The sequence below is a fragment of the Bacillus bruguierae genome, assembly GCF_037104725.1.
In the GTDB taxonomy this organism is placed as follows: Bacteria; Bacillota; Bacilli; order Bacillales; family Bacillaceae_G; genus Bacillus_A; species Bacillus_A bruguierae.
In genome coordinates this window covers 1-22,805 of record NZ_JBAWSX010000002.1, presented here as the reverse complement: position 1 = coordinate 22,805, position 22,805 = coordinate 1, and the positions used below count along the sequence as shown (strand labels likewise).

The window sequence follows — 22,805 nt, the reverse complement described above, 5'->3', positions numbered from 1 at the left end:
GAATACGAGGTACCAAAATATGAAATATAACTATAATATAATAAAAAATGAAGGCCTAGATTCTTTAAAAATAGAATTACCAAAAGAACTAGAAATTGTGGCAACATTTTTAGAAAATGATATACAAGGCATTCCAATTAATTGGTGGTTACAACAAATTGATGAAGTATTAAACAACTTAAAAGAATATAATGAATTTAAAGGTATATTATGCGCAGTTCAAGTAAAAAAGGCTGAGACTATAATTGCCGATTTATATTCTATCCACGATCCTAATATATGTAAAATTGAAACAATCCAATTAAGAAAGCTAATTGAAGCTTGGGGAAAAGCGCAAAAATTTTATAAAGATAACAACTAAAAGAAAAGCAGTTTCTATGAAGTGATCTGCATAAAGTTAGACAAATTAATTAAGCTTCTTCTTGGGCATGGGCTCGGTATTTGTACGAGGCTCATGCCTCTTAATATCCTTTTCTTTTAATTCTGTTGTGACTATGGTATCCAATTTTTATTTTTATAGGTGATAGAATTCTACAAGGGTAAACTTTTTCCTCATTCAAGGTTGAGATGATTATTGAGAATGAAGAAAATGCCATTACTTATCCACAATACACAAAAAGATAGTGAGGTTATATCAATGAAATATTCATATGAATTTTGGCATCATCCGCTTGGTGGGCTAAGAATTCGTTTACCAAATGAAATTTCTTTAGTCTCAGATTTGTTAGAAGACGATATCCATAGTGAGCATGGTCTGCAATATCTTAATAGAGTATTAAATGGCGAAGTTAGCCATCTTGAAATAGGTGGAAATAGCTGCGATTTGAAAATACAAGCAGATTATACTAAAATTGTTCATCGTTATTATGAAGAAAAAGAGAATACTTGCGAAATTGAAACGATTGAATTAAAAAACTTGATGTTAGTATGGTTAGCGGAGTATGAAAATTACTTACAAAACCGTGATTCCAACTAATAACAGACGATAGGGTTGCAATTTTCGGAGAGCGTCTTTGTCAGAAAGATGCACCTGTTTCAAACAGTATTAATCGAGTTTCCTCTATAGTATATAGATAGCAACGGGAAAGTTATCTCTCCTTTTCCAATAGATTAAATTTTATTTTTAGCATAAAGGAGTACAATAGTAATGAAATATCAATATAGTTTTGAGGTACTTAACAATAGAAAATTAGTTATAAGACTCCCCCAAGAAATTAAACTCGTTGAAACTTTTTTAGGAGTTGAAGTTTCTGCCTTTGGAGAGTGGATTTTAGAAGAAATACATAGTGTTTTAAACGGAGAAAAGAATTACGGTGAAGTAAATGGCAACATTTGCGGTTTAGAAGTTCGAAAAGATACAACTATCGTACTAGACAATTTAGCCGAAGATGGTAAGGGGGAATTTTGTGAGATAGAAACGGTTGAATTAGTACGTTTAATTCATATTTGGCTAGATAAACGAAAAGAATTTAAAAAAGAAAACACACAGGAGTAAAATAATTTAAAAGGCTGACTTCATATACCATCTACTATTTCGAATTTACGCTTTACCTCCCCTTTCCCTAATAAAAAAGATCCGGTATTATGTACTGACTATAGTTTAAGGATATAAATTAATTTTTACTAGACAAGCATACACTCATTTTTAACTTGATCACATAAAATGATAAAAAGAATAAATGAGGAGATGCATAATATTGCCGAAGCCAGCTTATGGTTACGTTACACTTGTGGGTAACAATCCTATAGAGGTCAAATCAGGTGCAAACGTAATATTTAATAGAAATGGCCCATTAAATCATATAGTGTTTACCCCACCTAGTGACACCCTAATAATACCTAAACCAGGAGATTATAAAATCGAATTTATATTATTAATTGATGGTCCTGCTTCTATTTCAGTATATGGTTTAATTTTAAATAATTCTTTAGTAGGTGGGCGACTTACTAATTATGGTATACAAAGACAAGTGGATGGAGCGAGTCTAATGCTCACCGGACAAGCTATTATCCATATTCCTAGATGTTCAACACTACAACTTAGAAATATAGGACCGACTACAAATGTGTTACTCCCAATTCTAAGTGGACAGAAAATTAATGCTGCATCATTACTTATTGAGAAGCTTAGCTAGTGAAATTTATTTACGCAGCAGAACAAACGCTAAAAAAGTGCTTCGTGTTAAACATATAAAAGCGATAAAATAGCTATTGCTAATTCGAACTCAGTCGGGATTATACAAAATAAAAAGCCTCAATCCTTTTATTTTGAAGGGATTGGGGCTTTATTTAGGCTTCATTTTAAGCTTGATTCTCCTAATTCAGGTTAAATTTAATCTATTTGATCTTAACTTTTCTATCCAACTAAGTGTAGTCTATCCAGATATAAAGTATTAAAAATAAAGGTTATTACATTCCTGGGAAACCGCCCATACCCATACCTGGGAAACCACCCATGCCCGTGCCTGGGAAACCGCCCATGCCCATGCCTGGGAAACCACCCATACCCATGCCTGGGAAACCACCCATACCCATGCCTGGGAAACCACCCATGCCCATGCCTGGGAAACCGCCCATACCCATGCCTGGGAAACCGCCCATGCCCATACCTGGGAAACCACCCATACCCATGCCTGGGAAACCGCCCATGCCCATACCTGGGAAACCACCCATACCCATGCCTGGGAAACCGCCCATGCCCATGCCTGGGAAACCGCCCATGCCCATGCCTGGGAAACCGCCCATGCCCATGCCTGGGAAACCTATAATACGTTGAGAATCTAATCGCATACTTTCACCCACTTTTATAAATATTTCATAGTCTTTTACATGCTATGCTTAAAAAAAATAAAGGAGCTTATTCTCCTTTAAAATTAGGCAGACTAACTACTGTTACTAATAGGTTATGGTGATATACTAACCATCAGTGGGGAATAAAGAAAATCCCCACTAATAAAAGCTTCACTTTATTTCTTCTTCCGACGGAACAAATCGATTGTTTTGTATCCTTGTGAAAGGATATCAACCATTTGTTGATGGCGCTTATCACGCGTTTGTTGCTGCTTTGCCGAGAATATATGACGTGCCCAGTCTTTTTGATATCCAGGGGTTAAGCTTTGGTAAAATTTAAGTTCATTCGGATGATCGGCTAGTAATTCTTCAACATCTTTGACATTGTCTTCATAATCTGCAACGCATTGGCTGGCATTCGCCGTTTTCTTTGCTTTCTTTTTTTCACGTTTTAAACCAACAACAGTGAAAATGTCATCCATGCTTACCATACGTGCGAACTTGATATCGCTACTCCCTATATATCCGTCCTCTCCAACGTTCATTGCTGGAAACATTTCATCTCTGTGAATAAAGGTTTCATAGCGAGTATTCCCTTTTTTCGGATATGCGAAAAATACATAGCCTTTTTCAAGTAACAGCTGCTCATTATTAAGAATTGATTGTGTATGTGTAACCATTTCATCAAGTGTTTCTACAAAAATAAAAATCGCATCATGCTCTTTCGAAAGGGTCGTTTGTTGTTCAGTAAAGACATTGTAGTCGCTTGGTTGATTGATTACGGCCATATTTTTGAATTTCGTTAGTTTTAATTTATCGATAATTGTCATAACAGGCTCCTTAATTTTTAGTTTATTACAATTAAAATTCTATTTATTACCTATTCAATAATTACACTTGCTTATTCAGCAACTATTTCCACTAAGATAGTTCAAGCATTTATTCTAATAGAGTGTACCTTATGGAGAGAAAAATGTCCGTAAAAATGGTCACTCATTTATCCCGCATTAACGGGCAGTAAGACCCCCACCTCAAGATTCAGAGAGAAGCAAAGAAGATAGGTGGGGGATGAAGAAAACCCCCACTGACGGAAGTTTCACTTTATAGATGTTCTTACAATAAAAAGGCAGACCATACAACTGTCTGCCTTTCATCTATCTTTAAAATGTAGTATTACTATACGTTTTTCTTTTTGCCTACAAAAACAGAGCATAGAATTAAGATAATTAGAATGCCTAAACAAATAAAAATACTCGCTCGGTTTTGATCGCTGAATGTAAACGCCACGCAGCAAATACTTAATGTAATCGCAGTAAACAAAGTTGCATATGGAAATCCCCATACTTTAAAATGCGGTAGCTTTGTATATGTTTTGCGAAGTTTTAGCTGCGATAAACATATGCTGATCCATACCACTGATACTGTAAATCCTGGAATTGCCATTAAATACCCAAAAACACGGTCAGGTGAAAAGTATGCGACAAATGTCCCGCTGATAAGAACGATAGAGCTCAAGATTACGCTATATACTGGAACACCGTTCTTTGCAACATATGAAAACTGTTTCGGTGCTTCCCCTTCTGCAGCTAAGGAATGCAGCATACGTGTACAGCCATAGATACCGGAATTAGCCGCGGACAATACAGCAGTAATAAGGACGAAGTTCATAATATGAGCGGACCCTTTAAATCCAACTGCCGATAATACTTGTACAAACGGGCTTGCTTGGTTGCCAATTTCATTCCATGGAATTAATCCGCAAATGATAAGGATTGGAAGTGTGTAGAATAATACGATTCTCCAAAATACTCCTTTTATCACTTTAGGTAATACTTTCTCTGTATCCTTCATTTCTGTTAAAGTCAATCCGATAAGTTCGGAACCACCGTAAGAAAAAATTACGATTAACAATGCGGAAAATACTCCTGACCAGCCGTGTGGGAAGAATCCCTGGTGCTGTACGTAGTTTTGCATATAGTGTGTTTCATTGCTTGGAATTACTCCAAATAAAATAGCTCCGCCTAAAATAAGAAATAGAACAATCATCGTAATTTTAATTCCAGCAAACCAAAATTCAAACTCGCCGTAATGCTTTACATTCATAAAATTAATAGCCACAATGAAAATTGCACTAATAAAGCTTAAAGACCATAAAGACATAGCTGGAAACCAATATTGCAGAAAGCTTCCTGCAGCAATTACTTCAATGACACATACAACTAACAACATGAAACAGTACATCCATCCAATCACGAATGAGACTTTTGGTCCAAGTGCTTTACGGATAAATCCTTTCATATTCATTCCTGGATAAGCGATGGCCATCTCCGCAAGTGCACTCATTACCACAAGCAACAATAACCCTGCAAACAGATAAGAAAAAATAACTGCTGGCCCCGCTATTGATACTGTTTCAGAAGTCCCTTTAAATATACCTGTGCCGATTGCTCCTCCAAGTGCCATCAAACGGACATGCCGCGGCAATAACCTTTTTTGTAATCCCATAATTTTCTCCTCTCATTTTTATATAAAAATTTTTTATTTTACAAAAGATTTTAATAGAATCCATTGTAGTTTTCTCTTAATAAAAAAAATCATCCCTGTCCTAAATGACAGGGACGATTTACACCGCGGTACCACCCTAATTGCAAACTTACGTCTGCCTCTTCATTTTGTTAACGATCTATTGACCGTCTTTCCCTCTATAAAAGTCGCCCCTTATTTCAAAAAAGATGCTCCGGGATTGAAATTCACACTTATTTATGTACTGATTCGCACCTTCCATCAGCTCTCTGAAACAGGGAAATAAGTATTACTGTATTCCTTTCATTGCATTTCCTATATTATGTTTTCCATATAATAAAAAAGTCCCTACTGATTGTATCAGTAGGGACGAATATATCGCGGTACCACCCTAGTTGCAGACTCAGTCTGCCTCTCAACTTTGTTAACGATCTCATATTTGACCGTCTTTTCCTCATAAAGGTCACCCTTTACTTCGAAAAAAATGCTCCAGGATCGAATTTCATCCTTATCTTTGTACTGATTTGCACCTTCCATCAGCTCTCTAAAACAGTGAGATAAGCACTACTTATATTCCCTTCATTGCTCAATTATATTTCAATTTATATGACGTAGCTACGTTCTTTAATAAGTATGTTTTGTATTATAGAGGTTGCATTAATATTCTGTCAATGTTTTTTAGCAATACTTATTTAGGTATGTTTTACTAAAAGACACACTACGCTCTCTTTATTATCAAAAGTTATACCTATAAATTCACATGGGATATTTTTGTTTTAAATATTCAGAATTAATATTAAAATAAATAAAAAGAGTGTATAGAATTTCAAATTATAAATAACGAGGAAATAGAGATGAAACTACAATTAAAAGCTGATTTAATGCTACTACTGGTTACATTTTTTTGGGGTGCATCCATCTTACTTACAAAGGTTGGACTCACTTACATACAAGAATATAATTTAATCTCATTACGTTTTATTATTGCTTTCCTTTTATCAGGCATCATATTTTACAAACATTTAATCAAAATTGATTTTAAAACTGTAAAATATGCGTTTATATTAGCTTCTATTTTGTTTATCGTTTATGTTTTTGCAACTTTTGGTACAAAGTATACAACTGTTTCTAATGCTGGTTTCTTAATGAGTCTCACAGTCATATTCATTCCAGTATTATCATCTATATTTTTAAAACAACGACCTGAAAAAAAGGTTGTATTGGCAATCGTTTTAACCATAGTAGGAATAGGATTATTAACATTAAATAGTGAATTGAAAATAGGTTATGGTGATATATTATGTATCTTATGCGCTTTATTTTATGCTGTTCATATCATCGTTACTGGAACAATGACCAAGCATGTTAATTCAATTGCTCTTGGCGTGTTACAACTCGGTTTTGTTGGTCTATTTAGTATCATTTTCTCAATGATTATGGAAACCCCAAAACTTCCTAACACTTTTGAATCATGGTTTTCAATTTTAGTATTAAGCATATTTTGTACAGCGATGGCTTTCATTGTCCAAGTCATCGCGCAGCAACATACGAGTCCTACACATGCAGGTCTTATTTTTTCATTAGAACCTGTGTTTTCTGCAGGTTTCGCTTTCTTTTTTACAGGTGAAACTCTCACATTTAAGGGTTACATAGGTGCAACACTTATATTATTAAGTGTCTTAATTGCTGAACTAGACTTTAAGAGTTTATTAAAACTAAATTATAAGAGAAATATAGAATAGATATCCCACCACGATATACAAATACAAATTGGAAAACCGATATACAGATCTTTAAGTGAATACATTCACGGTTTATACGAAACCAGTCAGAAACTACAATAAACCACTACTCAATTCCAAAATGCAGATGAATATCATTAACATATTGAAAAAGGAACCTGCATAGGTTCCTTTCCCTGTTTCTAGAACATATTCAATTATGCAATCCTACAAATGCCTCTTCTAACTCATTTACAAAACCCATAAATTTAATTTATTAAATATATCTATAATTAAATACAAATGCATAATCAGGATTCATGTGTCCTTCTAGATAAAAACAACCAATATAGTCATACATAACAGCTTCTTCAATTATAAACATTTGTTTTCTTCCGTAAATTACACTCTTTTCTGTCTCTTCTTTTAACGGAACAATAGAACCACTTTGTAACAACCTTTCTTTAGAAAATTGCATAATTTCCCGCTCTTCCTCATACGCCTTATATATTTTTAAGTATTATTTTAATAGCGCAGAATCTCACTTGAACCAGCCTATCGTTTTTGCCCAAGCATTATTTATCCCTCTTTTCACTCTAGCTTTCATGGTATACTTTGAACCAACTGTCATAGTAATTCCTGTTGTTTCAAAAAACAATCTTTCTAAAAATACCTCATCATTTAAATTACAGACTTCTAACTCATCTTGTTTTTGAACCATGAACCAGTTACAACCTGGACCTACTAAAAATCTTATATTTTTTTTATTGTGCTTCCCATCTTCATTTAAAAAAATAGTATATTCACCTAAACATTCAGAATTTTCCAATGATGATGTAAATACTTCTACAAATTCCTTTGTTACTTCCTCTTTTTCTATTAAAAATTGTTCTAGACTTCCAACCGGAACGCTGGAAGACAACTCAGTTAATTGGTCATATGTTGCTACTTGAATGCGCGCATTCATATTTATAAACTGCTCTTCTGCATCTTCTAACCAGCTTCCAATCGTATTAATATACTCATTCAATCCTTCTGTTAGCCTAAAAATATATGTAGTTTTTGAAGCAAAATTTCTTTCTTCTTCAAGAATCATAAATTCGGGTTTCTCTAATGAAATATAATAATATGAATCTACATCCTGTTCCTTACTTTGTATTTTAAGTTTAACAACCGCGTCATTGCATTTACAAATCTCTAAAAAATACAATGCACTTGCTTCAATGATGCGTTTACCGTCTATTTCTTCCAATACTCCATCTTCTAGAAGAGTTGTTCTCACTTCCTCCCACTCTTGATCTATTTGCTCTAAGGTATAGCCTTTGTATGGATTTTCAAATCCTTTAACTTCTTCCATCCCTATCATTCGAAATAGAAAAAAGACTTCCCTGCTATCTAAATGTAATTCCACATTCATGAGATTAACTCTCCCTTCTATTTTTTCTAGCCTTTAATCGACTATAAGAGGAATGCGCTTTCAACAAATTCTCTTTAAAAGCCTATACGTATTTTTCCCCCACCTTCTATATGCTTCTGTAAATAATAATACTTATGGAGTTCTATAATCATATAAAAGAAAACAAACGAAAGCACTGTGCATACACACATAAATACAATTGCTCCCATCTGTTGTGTTGCAATGCTAAGAATTATATTAGCAATTAACTGTCCAAATCCTACTGCAAAAGCTGCTACTTTTACACTACCAGTCTCTTTTTTCCATACATTTAATTTCTTTCTTGGTTCCTGAAGTTTTTTAATATGATTTTTATAAAAATGATACAAAGCAAAACTATACAAACCAACTGAAAAAATAAAATAGATTGGCGTTTGTAATTGTAACACTTCATATGCATATTTTTGAGTTATAACCAATAATCCGACTGAACATATGATGCCATATACTCCTCGAAATAGAGTGTATTGTAATTGTCGTTTCCGAGGATTGATAGCAATCCATATCGCCCACAAATTTAAAAAAACAACTGGAGGAGTTACTATATATACATAGAGTAATCGAAAAGGATTCGCGAAAGCAGGCAAAAGAACAAACACGTCTGCCCCCAAAAGGACCAGGCCAATTACGTGGACTCTTATTTCATTTACAGGATAAACAGCCATATAATGTGCAAAGGCTTTCTTATTAAAATCCATACTTTTTTTCATGTTCTTTAAACCACCCCACTATTGTTGACCAAGCATTTTTCGCACTCGTTTTCATCATATCCTTAATGCTATCATCTTCACCATCTAAATCAACATCCCATTTCACACCTTCTGTGAAAACAGCAAATCCAGCTGCTACAACAGTCAGAATCACTGCTCCTACAGTAGTTGCTCCTTCTTTCATCAAATTTTCAGATAGAAACAGGTTTTATTAAATAGGCTTCTTAACAACTATATAATGTGCTTTTATTTAAAGCATCATTTTTTCCGCTATTTCAACAGAAGGTTTTATTGTTGAATTGGGGAATTTTTTTACTAAACGTTTCAAACAGGCCACATACTCTTTATTCTTCGTACCACAATTTATATCTTCAAATACTTCGCTAATCCATTCTACTTCTTCTTCTGAAGCACTATCGAGGAACTTAATCGTACATTCAATATCTTTACTTAATAAGTCCGCAAGTTCTTTCCAATGTTTTTCAATTAAAAAGCTATTTTCAAGATGAACTGTTTTGCGTTCTTCTATAATTTGTCTTACTTTTTTCTTCAATTAACTCACCCTTATTTAAACAACAGAAGATTATAAAAAACCTATTTTCATCTCACCTTCATGATAAATCTCAATTACATATTTATTAGGAACATAAAGATACGTATCCGCACTCACTGCTGTTACATCATGGAAAACCTTTATTACCTTATCAATTTGTACTCTTAGTACAGGGAAGGTGCCGTAACTCCAATAAATATAAACATATTCTTGCTTTAAAATGTGTGCAAACTCCATTACATGATTAATATTTTTGGTGTTGTTAATTTTACTCCAATCAATCCGAGCGTACTGAGTAAAAGGAACTTTATCTTGAAATGTCGAGTATAATTCTATACTTCTTTCTTTTGAAAAAATCGTTACATTATTTCCAAGAGATATCAAACATTCATCAAATAAAGCACCGTAATCTTTTTGTTGCCTCATCTTATGTTGTTCCAGTAAATATTCTAATCTTTTCTTTCTTTGATTGACTTTCATGGTATATCTCCATACTTTGTAATTGTTTTATAACCACTGCTTCTTTAAACGAATTCTATCATTAAGACTCACTCTACTAAACTACCTCGTCAGTTGCAAAAAGAACACCCAATATGATATTGCAATCAATAAGAAACTATATAGTCTCGGTCCATAATGTGTAACTTTTTGTTCGTATCCCAGCTTTTAAATAAATAACGCGGATACTTAATTAAAATAGTATCAATAACTCGTTAGCAAGAATATATAAAATATAGTAGGAGATAATCTTTTATATCTTTATATCATTTCTATCATTCTACTTACATCTATCAATCATATTTCCCTCTTCTATTACTTTTCATCTTTTAGTTAACAAAAATTTAACAAAAAATTCACAAATTCGCCATTTTCTCTATTATACTTTGTTATATTGTTGTATAATATTTTTGAAAGCGCTTATTATTTTAATATACATAATTTGGAACGTTACCACTTGAATATTCGCAAATTTTCAACTATTTTTAACCTATTTTTTCTATCACCATTTTATCCCTAGGTTTAATTTACCATACTATATTTAGTATTTTACTGTAAAATCCCTTGATAATACGAAGAAATCCGCTGGGTGATAAGTAATTGTGAATGTTTTTTTACAAAACAGATAAGTAATAACGTTTTGTATTATGTAAATTATCGTAATAACATAAGAGTATAAAATGAATTGCACTCGTTACTGGTTCTAACGAGTAGGAGGTTTTGTCAAATGACGAGGAAGAATACAAATACAAACAGCCCTTGGGCTAAGTTCCATGGTCCTAACCTTGGCTATGTCATTGAACAGTACGATCGTTATGTAGCCGGGGAAGGTTCTGTTGATCCAGAGTTAGAAGAGCTTTTTGCAAGATGGGGTGCTCCTCCTTTTTATGCAGATTTTACAGAGGAGACTACTAGCGGCTCTCATTTTTCTTCTCAAAACAATACAGATATAGAAAAAGTTCTAAAAGCTGCCAAGGTTTTAGAAAATATCCGTTCATATGGTCACCTTTCTGCACATATTAATCCGCTGGAAGAAAAAGTGGATGGGCAGTTTTCTTTAGATGGACTAAGTGAACATGATTTGAAAGCGATTTCAGCAAAAATGGTTTGGGCAGATGCACCTGCGGATGTTCAAACAGCGTTTGATGCTGTTAATAGATTAAAAGATGTTTATTCAAAATCTTTAGCTTATGAGTTCGCTCATGTTCAAGATAGTGAAGAACGTGCATGGTTACAACAAATGGTGGAATCATCTTCTTTGTATCATCCACTATCAAACGAGAAACGAATTGCTGTTTTAAAACGATTGACAGCGGTCGAAGGTTTCGAACAATTTTTGCATAAGACATTTGTTGGTCAAAAACGCTTTTCTATCGAAGGCGTTGATATGCTAGTTCCTATGCTTGATGAAATGATTTCTGAAGGCGCTAAGGGCGGCGTAAAAGATATTATGATCGGGATGGCTCACCGCGGACGTCTTAGCGTACTTGCTCATACATTAGAAAAACCATATAGTCACATGTTTACTGAATTTAAACATTCAGCACCAATGCAAGATAAAGATAAGAACAATATCGGCTGGACTGGCGATGTGAAGTATCACTTAGGTAAAGAGCAATTGGTTGGATCTGAAGACGCTCTTACACGAGTTACTTTAGCAAATAACCCAAGTCACCTTGAATTTGTAGATCCAGTTGTAGAAGGATTTGCACGTGCTGCTCAGGAAAATCGCGAACAAGCAGGTTATCCAAAGCAAGATGTTTCTAAATCTTTCGCAATTTTAGTACACGGTGATGCAGCGTTCCCTGGTCAAGGTATTGTACCTGAGACACTGAATTTAAGCAGACTGAAAGGTTATCAAACAGGCGGAACGATTCATGTTATCGCTAATAACGCAGTCGGATTCACAACTGATAGTTATGATTCTCGTTCTACAAGATATTCAAGTGACCTTGCGAAAGGCTTTGATATTCCGATTGTACACGTAAATGCTGATGATCCTGAAGCTTGTCTGATTGCAGCTACTCTTGCTTTCCAATACCGTACGCTGTTCAAAAAGGATTTCCTAATTGACTTAATCGGATATCGCCGATTTGGTCATAACGAAATGGATGATCCAGCAGTTACACAACCGAAAGTATACAAAAAGGTTAGCAAGCATCCTACTGTAAGAGCTTTATATGCTGAAGAGTTACAGGCGAAAGGCATTTTAAATGCTGAAGAAGTAGAAACAATTACGCAATTTATACAAGAGCATTTGAAAGCTGAATATAATCAAGTTTCTTCAGATAAAAAAGAAGTAACTGCTAATGTTGAAGTTCCAGAAGTAGTTGCAAATGGAATTCCAAAAATGATGACAGGTGTTCCATTAGAAACACTTGAAGAATTAAATACGAGTCTTCTACAGTGGCCAGAAGGTTTTAATGTATATCCAAAATTAAAGAAAATCCTTGAACGTCGTGAGAGCGCATTTAAAGATGGCGGTAAACTAGAATGGGCAAATGCCGAAGCGTTAGCGTTTGCTTCGATTTTACAAGACGGTACGCCAATTCGTCTGACAGGACAGGATTCAGAGCGTGGTACATTCGCACAGCGCCATGTTGTATTACATGATACAGAAACAAACGAAACATATTCACCAATGCATCGCTTGCCACAAGCACGCGCTTCTTTCGCGGTTCATAATAGTCCGCTTTCTGAAGCTGCTGTTGTAGGGTTTGAGTATGGCTATAACGTATTTTCTCCTGAAACATTGACAATGTGGGAAGCACAATACGGAGACTTCTCTAATACAGCGCAAGCATTATTTGATCAATTCGTTTCAGCAGGAAGAGCAAAATGGGGTCAAAAATCCGGACTTGTTTTACTCCTTCCTCATGGTTATGAAGGGCAAGGTCCTGAGCATTCCAGCGCTCGTCCAGAACGTTTCTTACAGCTTGCTGCAGAGAATAACTGGACAGTTGCCAACTTAACAAGTGCAGCGCAATATTTCCATATCCTGCGCCGCCAAGCAGCAAGTCTTGGAACTGATTATGTAAGACCATTAGTAATTATGACGCCAAAGAGCTTGTTACGTCATCCACTTACATCTTCACCTGCTTCTGAGTTAAGTGAAGGTAGCTTCCAAACAGTTGTAGAGCAACCGAACCTTGGAACAGAAACAAGTAAAGTGAAGCGTCTTGTATTAACTACAGGTAAGATGGCAATCGATTTAGCAGTAGATGTTGAATCGAACAAGAAAGAACATACGCTAGATGAAGTGCATATCGTTCGCGTTGAACAGTTATATCCATTCCCTACTGAGAAAATCCAAGCGATCGCTGAGCGTTTTGAAAACTTGGAAGAAATCGTATGGGTACAGGAAGAACCAAGAAATATGGGCGCATGGCATTATGTTGCACCAATTCTATTCGAACTTGCTTCTGACAAAGTAAAAGCGAACTATATTGGACGTCCGGACCGTTCAAGTCCATCAGGCGGCGATCCTCATGTTCATAGAAAAGAACAAGAATTGATTATTAATCAAACTCTTAATATCAATTTCAAGCTACAACAAGAACAAGAATTTGTTCACAATAAGTAATACTGTTAACTTCATGTGAATGGGGGTCTCCCCCATTCACGGTTAGAGAAGATTATTTATATAACCATATTAAATCAATTGTTAGGCAAAATAGGGGAGGACATTTAAAATGATCGAAATTAAAGTACCTGAGCTTGCAGAATCTATTACAGAAGGAACTATTTCACAATGGCTGATCAACGTAGGCGACAAAGTTGAGAAAGGCGCAAGCGTTGTTGAGCTTGAAACAGATAAAGTCAATGTAGAAATCATTGCAGAAGATTCAGGTATTGTATCACAATTACTAGGAGAACCTGGAGATACAGTTGAAATTGGCGATGTTATCGCAGTTTTAGATGCAAATGCAGCGGCAGCAGTAAGTACACCTGCTCCAGCAGAACCAAAACAAGAAGTTGCGGAAGCACCAAAAGCTGAGGCTCCAACTGCCGCGCCAACTAAAGCACCGATGCAAGGTCTTCCAAATACAGATCGTCCTATCGCATCACCTGCTGCTAGAAAAATGGCACGTGAATTAGGAATCGACTTAAACGAAGTACGCAGCACTGATCCACTTGGCCGCGTTAGACCACATGATGTTCAAGCACATGCTACTGCGCCAAAAGCAGAGCCAAAAGCAGAGCCAAAACAAGAAAAACAAAGTCCAAAACCAGCTGCAACTACTGAGTTTGAAAAACCAGTTGAGCGCGTAAAAATGTCCCGCCGCCGTCAAACAATTGCAAAACGTCTTGTAGAAGTTCAACAAACATCTGCAATGTTAACAACATTTAACGAAGTTGATATGACAGCTATCATGGAGTTACGTAAAGAACGTAAAGATGCGTTCGAAAAGAAACATGGTGCTCGTCTTGGCTTCATGTCATTCTTCACAAAAGCAGTTGTAGCAGCATTAAAACAATTCCCATTATTAAATGCTGAAATTCAAGGTGATGAACTTATCATTAAGAAATTCTACGATATCGGAATCGCTGTAGCAGCTCCAGATGGATTAGTTGTTCCTGTTGTACGTGATGCAAACCAATTAAACTTCGCTGAAATTGAGAGCGAAATTAGTAATCTTGGTAAAAAAGCTCGTGATAACAAACTTACATTAAAAGAACTACAAGGTGGTACATTTACAATTACAAACGGTGGCGTGTTCGGTTCTCTTATGTCAACACCAATCCTAAACAGCCCACAAGTAGGTATCCTTGGTATGCATAAAATCCAATTACGCCCTGTTGCAATCGATGCAGAGCGCATGGAAAACCGTCCAATGATGTACATCGCCCTTTCTTACGATCACCGTATCGTAGACGGAAAAGAGGCTGTTAGCTTCCTAGTTGCGGTTAAAGAAATGCTTGAAGATCCAAAATCATTATTATTAGAAGGTTGATCCTTTTATAAATTGAAGAGCCCTCTTGCAAATGCAAGAGGGTTTTCTTCATTTCTATTTCCATAACAAAAATAATGGTAGACTGATGCTAAGGAATTCATGTAATCTACTATTTATAAAATCACATATAGATAAGGTGACAAAATGGAATTAGGAAACTTCTTTTTTACTATACTTATTACAACCTTTATACAGTTAGCTTCATTAGTAGGATATATTGTCTTAGTTGGATTTGTATTAGGATATTTAGAAAATCGTTCGCGAACATATTGGACAAGAGCTTTCGGAAGAAATGGCTTCCTCTTCACTTCATGGATTGGAACACCCATTCACGAATTTGGACATGCATTTATGTGCGTCTTATTCGGGCATAAAATCGTGGGTATTCAGTGGTTTCCAACGAATACAAGTAACGGGTATTTAGGATATGTGCAGCACGAATACAACCCTAAAAGTATATATCAAAAAATAGGTAATTTTTTCATCGGTGTTGCCCCTATTTTTTCAGGAATTGCAGCGCTAGTTGGCTTCATGTATTGTCTTATCCCCCACTCATACTCAGTATTTATGAATGGTATCGAAACAAATATTCAGCCAAGCGGCGCTATGAGTGATATGATCAAACATACTGGTTTATCTTCAATCCTATTATTGAAAAGCATTTTTACGATTAGTAATCTATTAAACCCTTACTTTTGGATCTTTCTTATCTTGGCAATTTGTATCTCTACGCATATTGCCTTAAGTAAGCCAGACATACAAGGTGCATTAGATGGACTGATTACGATCTTCTTATTCCTATTTCTCTTCAACGTTATAGGAGGCATTCTTCATTTTGATAGTCATGCAATTATCGCAAATATAGCGAAGTATAATGCTTACTTACTCGCTTTTTCTAGCATTGCTATTTTATTTTCTTGCATCACGCTTGCCATCAGCTATACTCTTTATCAGATAAAACGTAAATACATCTAGAGATTCACACACTTCTCTGCATCTATCTGGATGTACTCTAATTGCTTTTTTATTGCCCCAGGATAGCGTTTTTATGACTTGAGCAGACGGTGGCACCCATAAGTATATTTGTCAAAATAAAAATTTCACAACAAATATAGTACGTGAAATTTTTATGTGTTTTATAAAACAAACCCTCTAAATGAGGGTTTGCTCCTCTACATATTGATGTTACAGGAACGGTGATTAAGGGAACTACAGTTTTTATATTATCATATAAATGATGATTATCATGTTGAGAAATAAAAATGTCATGTTGTTGAGAAGAAAATAGGATTTAACCATTTTTTCTTACAAGAATGCTAGTAGTATATTTGCGTTACTATTCATTTTCTTCGTATAGAACAAGGCTCTTTTTTACACAAAAAAACAATCGAGTGAGTATTTTTATACTTTAGCTAATCTTTTCTCAAAATAAACAACAGTAAAGTTAGTTATTGGAGTAGTATGAGGATTTTGCGGATTTACAAAGTTACAGGTACAATGCTTAATATGTTAGCATTCATCGTTAATGAAGTCCTCTCCTATAGACCGCAGTAATTACAGCGCTCCTTCCTTTGGTAATAATAGAAAATTGTAGCCACTCCCAACGCGATTCCCCAAATTGGAAATAACAAGAGAGGCGTTGATGCTCCCCAGTTCTGAAAATCACTGCTAAAAGAGAAATTAAGGACGATCTGAATACCAGCGGCGATTAACAGTATGGAGACAAATCCAGCAGGAACGATGGCCAGAGCAGGATGTACGCGCTTCCCAGCCAAAAACGGAATCCAACGAGGAAAGATTTCTCCCCACGGCTTTATAAGTCCGCGAGTAAGAAAGGCTCCACTAATCGATACCAAAGCTAGGCCCGCCCCGGCCCATACAGCCCCTGACTCTTGAAGACTTTGAAATAATTCCTTTGTAACTCCTAGAGGTATTCCAAACAGCCATGCAATACGGGTAATATCGTAATAAGCAGGGGCAAAGATCGCAACATAAGTTGCTAATCTTCCCCAGCGCGCCATAGAATTAGAAGCCATCCAACGCCTCATGCCGTTTTTATGCCCACAATGTCTGCAAGCATCTCTGGATTGTCGTTGAAATGACAAGGCCGTCGCTGCCCATAGCACTCCTCCTACAAGACAAATAAATTGGTTTACCACCGGCCATGTGATGTGATCGAAATAATGTAACGATAGCCCGAAAAGAGTCCCAATCAAGCAAATAGGAGCATAGGCTACTAACATAATTGGACGGGTATCCGTGATTATAAAGCAAAGAATCATCGCGACGCTCCAAGCATAAAAAATTAGAATCGTTCGGATAAAACCACGCACTTTGAACTTGAACATAAAAAGCACTACCACACCAAAAAAACAAAGAATAGCAATGACTGGCCCTGCATCAGTAGCTGTAACATGTTTAAAAAATGAATTTAACGCATTCGGATCGTTCATCAAGCCTAATGGAAAACCTAAGCCTCCAAGTGACCAATACATCCCTAGCGTACCATAAATGAGTGTCCAAATGAGTGCCGCATATCGAACCCATTCTGGCCAACGCCTCCACCAGCGAAACAATGCATGTTTCGCACCAGTCATCTTGGAATGAGATGCAGTATTCAAGTTTACAGGTTCCATGAAGATCACAACTCCTTATATGATATTTCTTTTAGTATATGGTACGCTAGTAAACAGGAGGTAAACAGACGATTAACTTCACCTTAAATTTGCGCCAATAACAACCTAATCGACAAAGAAGTCCCTTCATTCGTCTTACTGATGACGATTAATTTTCCGCCATGGGCTTCGATTAGTTGCCTCGCAATGGACAATCCCAAGCCCGAGCGTTCGGAGGGTATTATTACTGCATCACTTTTAACAAACGACTCACTAAATCCAATCCCGTTATCTTTAATCTGGATTTCCACCATCCGGTCATAAAGCTGCGAAATACAAATTGCAATCTCGGTGCCTTCTGGATTATGAACGACGGCATTAACAAGTAAATTACGAATAGCGCGTGTCAAAAGCTTTGGATCGCAAGTTATAAAAGTTTGTTCTGGCTCCGAATCCATCATGAACAGATGACCGGTCGCCCAAGGTGCACTACTGACATCCGCCATCGCTCTGCGTACAAGTTCGACGATATCCACTTCCTCGACCTTTAGAGGAATCTGGCCCTGAATCGTTTCATTGAGATCCTGCACCATTTCTTTCAGGTGAGCTGACTTCTGTTGAATGATAGACAAGAATTCCCTCTGTTCCGTTTCACTCCATTGATATTTCATATTTATCAGCATGCTGGAATAACAGGATATGTAGGTTAATGGTGTTTTTAAATCATGCGATATCCCTCGAATCCATTCTTGTTTCGCTTGTTCCGACTCCCGCAACTCTTTTTCATTTTTTTGGAGTGTGTTCCCAAGCATCCGTAAATGCTCGAACACTTCCTTATAGACTGCATATGGAAATTTCAACGTTCCGCTTTTGCGAGAGTGGATCTCATCCCAGTGCATGGGAAAATCATATTGACCGTTTGCCAAACGTCTAATCCAAACAATAATGAAATAAAGCGGCTTCCCAAGATACCACCCAATCAGAAGCAAGGTCAGAAGAAAAAGTAGGGCGCACACCACCAATACATAAATTGTAAAGATATCTGAACTGTTTCCATCCGTGATTGTTTGTGGCCAAAAAAGCCAGGCTGTTCCAATAACAATTATATGAATACAAACAAACAGAAAAAAGAAAGCCATTAGCAGTTGCAATGCTATGCGAAGCATAAAGTTCATTGTTCTAACCTCCCGTAGGTGGAACAAATTTATACCCAATTCCTCTTAGCGTAACAATCAACTTAGGGTTGGACGGATCAGCTTCAAGCTTCTTTCTGAGTCTAGAGATGTGGATAACGACTGTTTTCTCATCCCCTTGCACCATTGTCCCCCACACTTGCTCATATAATTGCTGGGCGGTAAATACCTGATTTGGATGTTTACAAAAATAGAGAAGTAGTTCAAGTTCTTTGGCCGGACAAGGAGTATCCACATTGTTAACAATAAGTTGTCCGGTAGTACGGCTAACCGAAAAAGTATGATACTGATACAAATCCTCAGCGCTTACAACATCAGACGCATAGAGAGTGCTCCGCCTCAAATGCGCCTGAATTCGTGCGATAACTTCCATCGGATTGAACGGTTTAGTTACATAATCGTCCCCGCCTAAATACAGACCCTGTAACTTATCCAAATCACTGGAACGAGCGCTAAGAAATAGAATAGGGGTTCTTATGGTCTTGCGTAACTCCATACACAAAGAAAATCCGTCCATATCAGGAAGCATGACATCAAGAACAATTATATCAAAGCGTGTTGTTCGAACAGCCATGAGCGCCTCAGCAGCGGAACTGGCTTTAGTAACATGGATATATCCTTCTTTTCGAAGAAGATTCTCAAGCATAATCAGAATGCCTTCCTCGTCATCAACCACTAATATCGCTTCATTCCGCATGATTCCAACCACCTTTGTAATAAGACATAATAAAAATTGGATCTTCGAGATTTTGCGCGATTTTCGATAGCTTAATAATGATAATCACCTTCCCAAAGAGTGAATTCACATAAAATAAATTTGGAATCTATTAAAATATAACATTCCTAATTTCATACTATAGTGTCAGTAAATTTCACCGCACCTTTATGGTAAGTCCACTGATAACACTCTTCTTTACCCAAAAGTTCGTCTCTTAGTTCCCGCCGTAAGTCAATTAAGTTGTCCAGATTTCCTTTTTGAACTACCATGAAGACTTTATATTTTATTCTCTTCATTCATTTTATAGAAATATTCCCCAGCACCCCATACTCATCAAGTCAAGAATTCATCATTATCCACAACAAAAATTTTGTGCAAATTGCTCAATTTTTATCGTTTTGAGTTAGTTTATTCTTGTTAGGTTAATAGCAATGCTACTATATCAAAAAATTATACGTTATACGAAAAATGCGAATTTAAAATAAAGTTTGACTCAATGTAGAAAAGCAGTTTGTTGTGTCTACTTTTTAGACTAATATTAGCGTTGGTCTACAATTGCACCCTATCGTTGAATAAGTTGCATACGGATTAAATGGCATTCTAACGTAAGAAATTTATTCTAGTTTTCATACAAATCCTATGCTAGATGCTAAATTTGGCACGTAGCTTCACCTCGCAAAAACTTCGGCAAGATGAAGTCTTTTCCCTACAATGCATAAAGACTAAAACAACCATAATCTGTATAAACAGCCAAATAGTCCTCAGTGAATTCTATATTGCAAGACTTCACCACATGCTCAATCACGATTGTTGCTACAAGCCGTTTTGTTACAAGTTCATACAGTCGTACCTTCCCTCTATCATAAGCAGCTACCAGTCCTTTTCCCACATGAATCGCACAACTCCTAGTCTCACCTATCTGCCAATCCTCGCATTTCTCCTTAGCCTGCCAATCATATACAAGTAAATTCCAATGCCCGTATTGCTCCTGAGTAAACAAAAGATGATCATCCGGAGAGAAGATTATCCTTGTTGTCATAGCATGGATAGATTTGGGCAGTACTACTTCTTGACCAGAGGCAATATCATATACTTTTACTTCCCTACTATTCGTACAATAAGCGAACTTATCTCCGCTATGCGACAGCGCAGCACATAGCTGTGTACTGTGCCCTCCATACACCTCGCAATTTACTGCTATCTGGCAGACCACCTTTTCCTTTATAAGATCGTACACAATAAGCTTGGAATCATGATACCAGAGTACTCTATCACCGGATAAGGACAGCGTATTCCCTACCGCTAATTCAGTATACAGTGGTTCCGAATAAAGCTTAAGCTTCCGGCTTTCCACCTCATATCCTCTTATCGAATGACAATCATTCAATACCAACTCACCCGCATAAGGACAATAGTACATATCGTATACAAGATGATTTTCTCCAAGCTCAAAAACGACCTGTTTCCCTCCGTACTCGTCTATTAAATAAATCTCTTCTCGCTGAAACTGACCAATAACATATCCAACATACGATGAATTAGTTCCTGGTATAGGGACAAAAGGAAGAAACCCTGTGTATCCCTTTCCCAAATATAACTGCAACACCGGTTCTCCTGCCGATACCTCCAAATTATGATAGATCATTCCTTTCTTCAGTCTCTGCCAAATTTCCTTCTCCATCTGCTTGGCTGCCTGCTCAGCATTGTCAAACTGCTTCTCCCGGGGTTTTCTGCCCCCAGTCGAAGTGGCAAGTATGCTATCGTTTCTTTGAATACTCCAAGTTTTCCCGCTAGCTCTATCTATCAACATTCTATGCATTCGTTTCACCTCTTCCTAAATGTAGCAAATGACCCCCGAACAAGTCTAATACTCTGCCACTTCTAGGGTTTACTATTAATATCTACACTTTTTAACATATTCCCCTTCCCCAAGGAGCGAGAAGTGCGTAGCCCGGCGATTAGGTGGGGGATGAATTTTCGGTAGGTGATCGCCTACATATGTTCTTTGTATGTACTTTTGAGGCTATGCGATATAATAAATATGAAAATAAGAAAGAAAGGAGAAAGTATATGGCAACCACAAAAGAGGGTGTACATATAAAAGGAACAAAAAAGTCGTTACCGGATGGATGGTCTACCTATGCATTTCGATACGCTATTTTTCCCACACCTGAACAAGTAACGAAATTAGAAAAATCGTTTGGATGTGAACGAAAAGTGTATAACGAATATGTCTCTGGTTTGTATGAATATTTAGAATCTATCGGTTTTGAAAGTGGATGTATTCGTTATAAAGTTCCGAATTATACAACGATCACGGCCAAATATGATTACTTAGATAAAAGTAATGATTCTTTTGTTTATAATGACGCAAAAATGAGATTTCAGGCAGCCATTAAAAAATATAATGAAACCTACGCGAAACAACCTATTCAATATAAAAAGTCAGTTCGTAAAAAGATGCAAACAATCGGTTATGTTCCTACGTTGAAAGATATAAAAGGTATGCCTAAATTCCATAGTAAAAAACAGGGAAAATTAAGCTATACTACGAATCAAACTAACGGAAACATAAAAATCACACAAGAAAACGGTTCTTATTTTTTATGTATTCCAAAGTTTCAAGAAGGTATTTCTATTCATCTACATCGAGAATTACCGATTGATGGAATTATTAAAAAAGCAACAATTAAGCGAGAAGGAACAAAATATGTTGTTTCTCTTTCTGTTGATTATTTTTGTCCAAATGAAAATCAAGTAGAATTAGTGACTGCTGACGAAGTAATTGGACTAGATTACAGTCAAAGCGAATTGTATGTAGATAGCGAAGGACGAATAGCTCAGTACAGTCGGTATAACAAAATCATAGAAAAAAGGCAACGAAGAATAAATAAATCCTTAGCACGCAAAAAGAACAATGCAAAAACAGATGAAACAGGAAATATCGTATATAGTAAAAATTATGAAAAGCAAGTGAAAGAATATCAAAAAGTAACAACAAAAGCAAAAAACCAAAGAAAAGATTTTCTACACAAGAAAAGTAATCAGATAACCAATGATTATCATGCCATTG

22 protein-coding genes and 2 other annotated features are annotated in these 22,805 nt (G+C 36.3%); of the genes, 9 read left to right on the top strand and 13 right to left on the bottom strand.

Features of this window, described 5'->3' with window-relative positions:
• The first annotated feature begins 19 nt into the window (after positions 1-19).
• From WAZ07_RS04185 to WAZ07_RS04170, 4 genes are all read left to right on the top strand, one after another.
• Positions 20-361 (top strand): hypothetical protein, encoded by a 342-nt coding sequence (locus tag WAZ07_RS04185; protein WP_336471450.1) that lies wholly within the window; start codon positions 20-22, stop codon positions 359-361.
• A 219-nt stretch (positions 362-580) separates the two neighbouring features.
• On the top strand, positions 581-976 hold the full coding sequence (locus tag WAZ07_RS04180) for a hypothetical protein (RefSeq protein WP_336471449.1): 396 nt from the start codon (positions 581-583) through the stop codon (positions 974-976).
• 171 nt (positions 977-1,147) lie between these two features.
• A complete protein-coding gene (locus WAZ07_RS04175; protein WP_336471448.1) occupies positions 1,148-1,495 on the top strand; it encodes a hypothetical protein in 348 nt (115 codons plus the stop codon).
• A 202-nt stretch (positions 1,496-1,697) separates the two neighbouring features.
• Positions 1,698-2,135, top strand: a complete 438-nt coding sequence (locus tag WAZ07_RS04170) for a hypothetical protein (protein ID WP_336471447.1) — start codon at positions 1,698-1,700, stop codon at positions 2,133-2,135.
• A gap of 274 nt (positions 2,136-2,409) precedes the next feature.
• On the opposite strand, the gene WAZ07_RS04165 is transcribed toward WAZ07_RS04170, so the two are convergent.
• From WAZ07_RS04165 to WAZ07_RS04155, 3 genes are all read right to left on the bottom strand, one after another.
• Positions 2,410-2,790 carry a hypothetical protein gene (locus WAZ07_RS04165; protein ID WP_336471446.1) on the bottom strand — a complete coding sequence of 127 codons (381 nt, stop codon included), beginning with the start codon at positions 2,788-2,790 and terminating at the stop codon, positions 2,410-2,412.
• A gap of 176 nt (positions 2,791-2,966) precedes the next feature.
• Entirely contained in the window at positions 2,967-3,620 is a 654-nt protein-coding gene (locus WAZ07_RS04160; RefSeq protein ID WP_336471445.1) for a YdeI/OmpD-associated family protein, read from the bottom strand.
• A 346-nt stretch (positions 3,621-3,966) separates the two neighbouring features.
• Positions 3,967-5,295 (bottom strand): amino acid permease, encoded by a 1,329-nt coding sequence (locus WAZ07_RS04155; protein ID WP_336471444.1) that lies wholly within the window; start codon positions 5,293-5,295, stop codon positions 3,967-3,969.
• Between the two features lie 106 nt (positions 5,296-5,401).
• Positions 5,402-5,629: a binding site (T-box leader), on the bottom strand.
• 46 nt (positions 5,630-5,675) lie between these two features.
• Positions 5,676-5,905, bottom strand: a binding site (T-box leader).
• A gap of 262 nt (positions 5,906-6,167) precedes the next feature.
• Between WAZ07_RS04155 and WAZ07_RS04150 the strand changes: the two genes are divergently transcribed.
• Positions 6,168-7,055: a DMT family transporter gene (locus WAZ07_RS04150; RefSeq protein WP_336471443.1), complete on the top strand. Its 888-nt coding sequence runs from the start codon at positions 6,168-6,170 to the stop codon at positions 7,053-7,055.
• A 256-nt stretch (positions 7,056-7,311) separates the two neighbouring features.
• On the opposite strand, the gene WAZ07_RS04145 is transcribed toward WAZ07_RS04150, so the two are convergent.
• The 6 genes from WAZ07_RS04145 to WAZ07_RS04120 form a co-directional block, all read right to left on the bottom strand.
• Positions 7,312-7,512, bottom strand: coding sequence for a DUF4176 domain-containing protein (locus WAZ07_RS04145; protein WP_336471442.1), 201 nt, complete (start codon positions 7,510-7,512; stop codon positions 7,312-7,314).
• 63 nt (positions 7,513-7,575) lie between these two features.
• Positions 7,576-8,451 (bottom strand): hypothetical protein, encoded by an 876-nt coding sequence (locus WAZ07_RS04140; RefSeq protein ID WP_336471441.1) that lies wholly within the window; start codon positions 8,449-8,451, stop codon positions 7,576-7,578.
• A gap of 74 nt (positions 8,452-8,525) precedes the next feature.
• Positions 8,526-9,200, bottom strand: a complete 675-nt coding sequence (locus WAZ07_RS04135) for a hypothetical protein (protein ID WP_336471440.1) — start codon at positions 9,198-9,200, stop codon at positions 8,526-8,528.
• Positions 9,178-9,384, bottom strand: a complete 207-nt coding sequence (locus WAZ07_RS04130; RefSeq protein WP_336471439.1) for a hypothetical protein — start codon at positions 9,382-9,384, stop codon at positions 9,178-9,180. Before WAZ07_RS04130 ends, WAZ07_RS04135 begins: the two co-directional genes overlap by 23 nt.
• A 66-nt stretch (positions 9,385-9,450) precedes the next feature.
• The gene (locus WAZ07_RS04125) at positions 9,451-9,753 is read right to left on the bottom strand and encodes a hypothetical protein (protein WP_336471438.1); all 303 of its coding nucleotides are present in this window, start codon (positions 9,751-9,753) and stop codon (positions 9,451-9,453) included.
• Positions 9,754-9,783: 30 nt separating this feature from the next.
• The gene (locus tag WAZ07_RS04120) at positions 9,784-10,233 is read right to left on the bottom strand and encodes a CDI toxin immunity protein (RefSeq protein WP_336471437.1); all 450 of its coding nucleotides are present in this window, start codon (positions 10,231-10,233) and stop codon (positions 9,784-9,786) included.
• 745 nt (positions 10,234-10,978) lie between these two features.
• On the opposite strand from WAZ07_RS04120, the gene WAZ07_RS04115 reads away from it, so the two are divergent.
• From WAZ07_RS04115 to WAZ07_RS04105, 3 genes are all read left to right on the top strand, one after another.
• Positions 10,979-13,834 (top strand): 2-oxoglutarate dehydrogenase E1 component, encoded by a 2,856-nt coding sequence (locus WAZ07_RS04115; protein ID WP_336471436.1) that lies wholly within the window; start codon positions 10,979-10,981, stop codon positions 13,832-13,834.
• 109 nt (positions 13,835-13,943) lie between these two features.
• On the top strand, positions 13,944-15,206 hold the full coding sequence (gene odhB / locus WAZ07_RS04110; protein ID WP_336471435.1) for a 2-oxoglutarate dehydrogenase complex dihydrolipoyllysine-residue succinyltransferase: 1,263 nt from the start codon (positions 13,944-13,946) through the stop codon (positions 15,204-15,206).
• A gap of 144 nt (positions 15,207-15,350) precedes the next feature.
• Entirely contained in the window at positions 15,351-16,181 is an 831-nt protein-coding gene (locus WAZ07_RS04105; RefSeq protein ID WP_336471434.1) for a hypothetical protein, read from the top strand.
• Between the two features lie 563 nt (positions 16,182-16,744).
• On the opposite strand, the gene WAZ07_RS04100 is transcribed toward WAZ07_RS04105, so the two are convergent.
• The 4 genes from WAZ07_RS04100 to WAZ07_RS04085 form a co-directional block, all read right to left on the bottom strand.
• Complete coding sequence (locus WAZ07_RS04100) at positions 16,745-17,842, bottom strand: hypothetical protein (RefSeq protein WP_336471433.1); 1,098 nt, start codon at positions 17,840-17,842, stop codon at positions 16,745-16,747.
• Between the two features lie 83 nt (positions 17,843-17,925).
• Positions 17,926-18,996, bottom strand: coding sequence for a sensor histidine kinase (locus tag WAZ07_RS04095; protein ID WP_336471432.1), 1,071 nt, complete (start codon positions 18,994-18,996; stop codon positions 17,926-17,928).
• A gap of 4 nt (positions 18,997-19,000) precedes the next feature.
• Positions 19,001-19,711, bottom strand: coding sequence for a response regulator transcription factor (locus WAZ07_RS04090; RefSeq protein ID WP_336471431.1), 711 nt, complete (start codon positions 19,709-19,711; stop codon positions 19,001-19,003).
• Positions 19,712-20,438: 727 nt separating this feature from the next.
• Positions 20,439-21,551, bottom strand: coding sequence for a hypothetical protein (locus WAZ07_RS04085; RefSeq protein WP_336471430.1), 1,113 nt, complete (start codon positions 21,549-21,551; stop codon positions 20,439-20,441).
• A gap of 251 nt (positions 21,552-21,802) precedes the next feature.
• Between WAZ07_RS04085 and WAZ07_RS04080 the strand changes: the two genes are divergently transcribed.
• Positions 21,803-22,805: RNA-guided endonuclease InsQ/TnpB family protein (locus WAZ07_RS04080; protein WP_336471429.1), on the top strand; the 1,003-nt coding region annotated here is incomplete at its 3' end.

Coding starts and splice junctions, on each gene's coding strand:
- WAZ07_RS04185 (WP_336471450.1), top strand. CDS start 20: ATGAAATATAACTATAATATAATAAAAAATGAAGGCCTAGATTCTTTA.
- WAZ07_RS04180 (WP_336471449.1), top strand. CDS start 581: ATGAAGAAAATGCCATTACTTATCCACAATACACAAAAAGATAGTGAG.
- WAZ07_RS04175 (WP_336471448.1), top strand. CDS start 1,148: ATGAAATATCAATATAGTTTTGAGGTACTTAACAATAGAAAATTAGTT.
- WAZ07_RS04165 (WP_336471446.1), bottom strand. CDS start 2,790: ATGCGATTAGATTCTCAACGTATTATAGGTTTCCCAGGCATGGGCATG.
- WAZ07_RS04160 (WP_336471445.1), bottom strand. CDS start 3,620: ATGACAATTATCGATAAATTAAAACTAACGAAATTCAAAAATATGGCC.
- WAZ07_RS04155 (WP_336471444.1), bottom strand. CDS start 5,295: ATGGGATTACAAAAAAGGTTATTGCCGCGGCATGTCCGTTTGATGGCA.
- WAZ07_RS04150 (WP_336471443.1), top strand. CDS start 6,168: ATGAAACTACAATTAAAAGCTGATTTAATGCTACTACTGGTTACATTT.
- WAZ07_RS04145 (WP_336471442.1), bottom strand. CDS start 7,512: ATGCAATTTTCTAAAGAAAGGTTGTTACAAAGTGGTTCTATTGTTCCG.
- WAZ07_RS04140 (WP_336471441.1), bottom strand. CDS start 8,451: ATGAATGTGGAATTACATTTAGATAGCAGGGAAGTCTTTTTTCTATTT.
- WAZ07_RS04135 (WP_336471440.1), bottom strand. CDS start 9,200: ATGAAAAAAAGTATGGATTTTAATAAGAAAGCCTTTGCACATTATATG.
- WAZ07_RS04130 (WP_336471439.1), bottom strand. CDS start 9,384: ATGAAAGAAGGAGCAACTACTGTAGGAGCAGTGATTCTGACTGTTGTA.
- WAZ07_RS04120 (WP_336471437.1), bottom strand. CDS start 10,233: ATGAAAGTCAATCAAAGAAAGAAAAGATTAGAATATTTACTGGAACAA.
- WAZ07_RS04115 (WP_336471436.1), top strand. CDS start 10,979: ATGACGAGGAAGAATACAAATACAAACAGCCCTTGGGCTAAGTTCCAT.
- odhB (WP_336471435.1), top strand. CDS start 13,944: ATGATCGAAATTAAAGTACCTGAGCTTGCAGAATCTATTACAGAAGGA.
- WAZ07_RS04105 (WP_336471434.1), top strand. CDS start 15,351: ATGGAATTAGGAAACTTCTTTTTTACTATACTTATTACAACCTTTATA.
- WAZ07_RS04100 (WP_336471433.1), bottom strand. CDS start 17,842: ATGGAACCTGTAAACTTGAATACTGCATCTCATTCCAAGATGACTGGT.
- WAZ07_RS04095 (WP_336471432.1), bottom strand. CDS start 18,996: ATGAACTTTATGCTTCGCATAGCATTGCAACTGCTAATGGCTTTCTTT.
- WAZ07_RS04090 (WP_336471431.1), bottom strand. CDS start 19,711: ATGCGGAATGAAGCGATATTAGTGGTTGATGACGAGGAAGGCATTCTG.
- WAZ07_RS04085 (WP_336471430.1), bottom strand. CDS start 21,551: ATGCATAGAATGTTGATAGATAGAGCTAGCGGGAAAACTTGGAGTATT.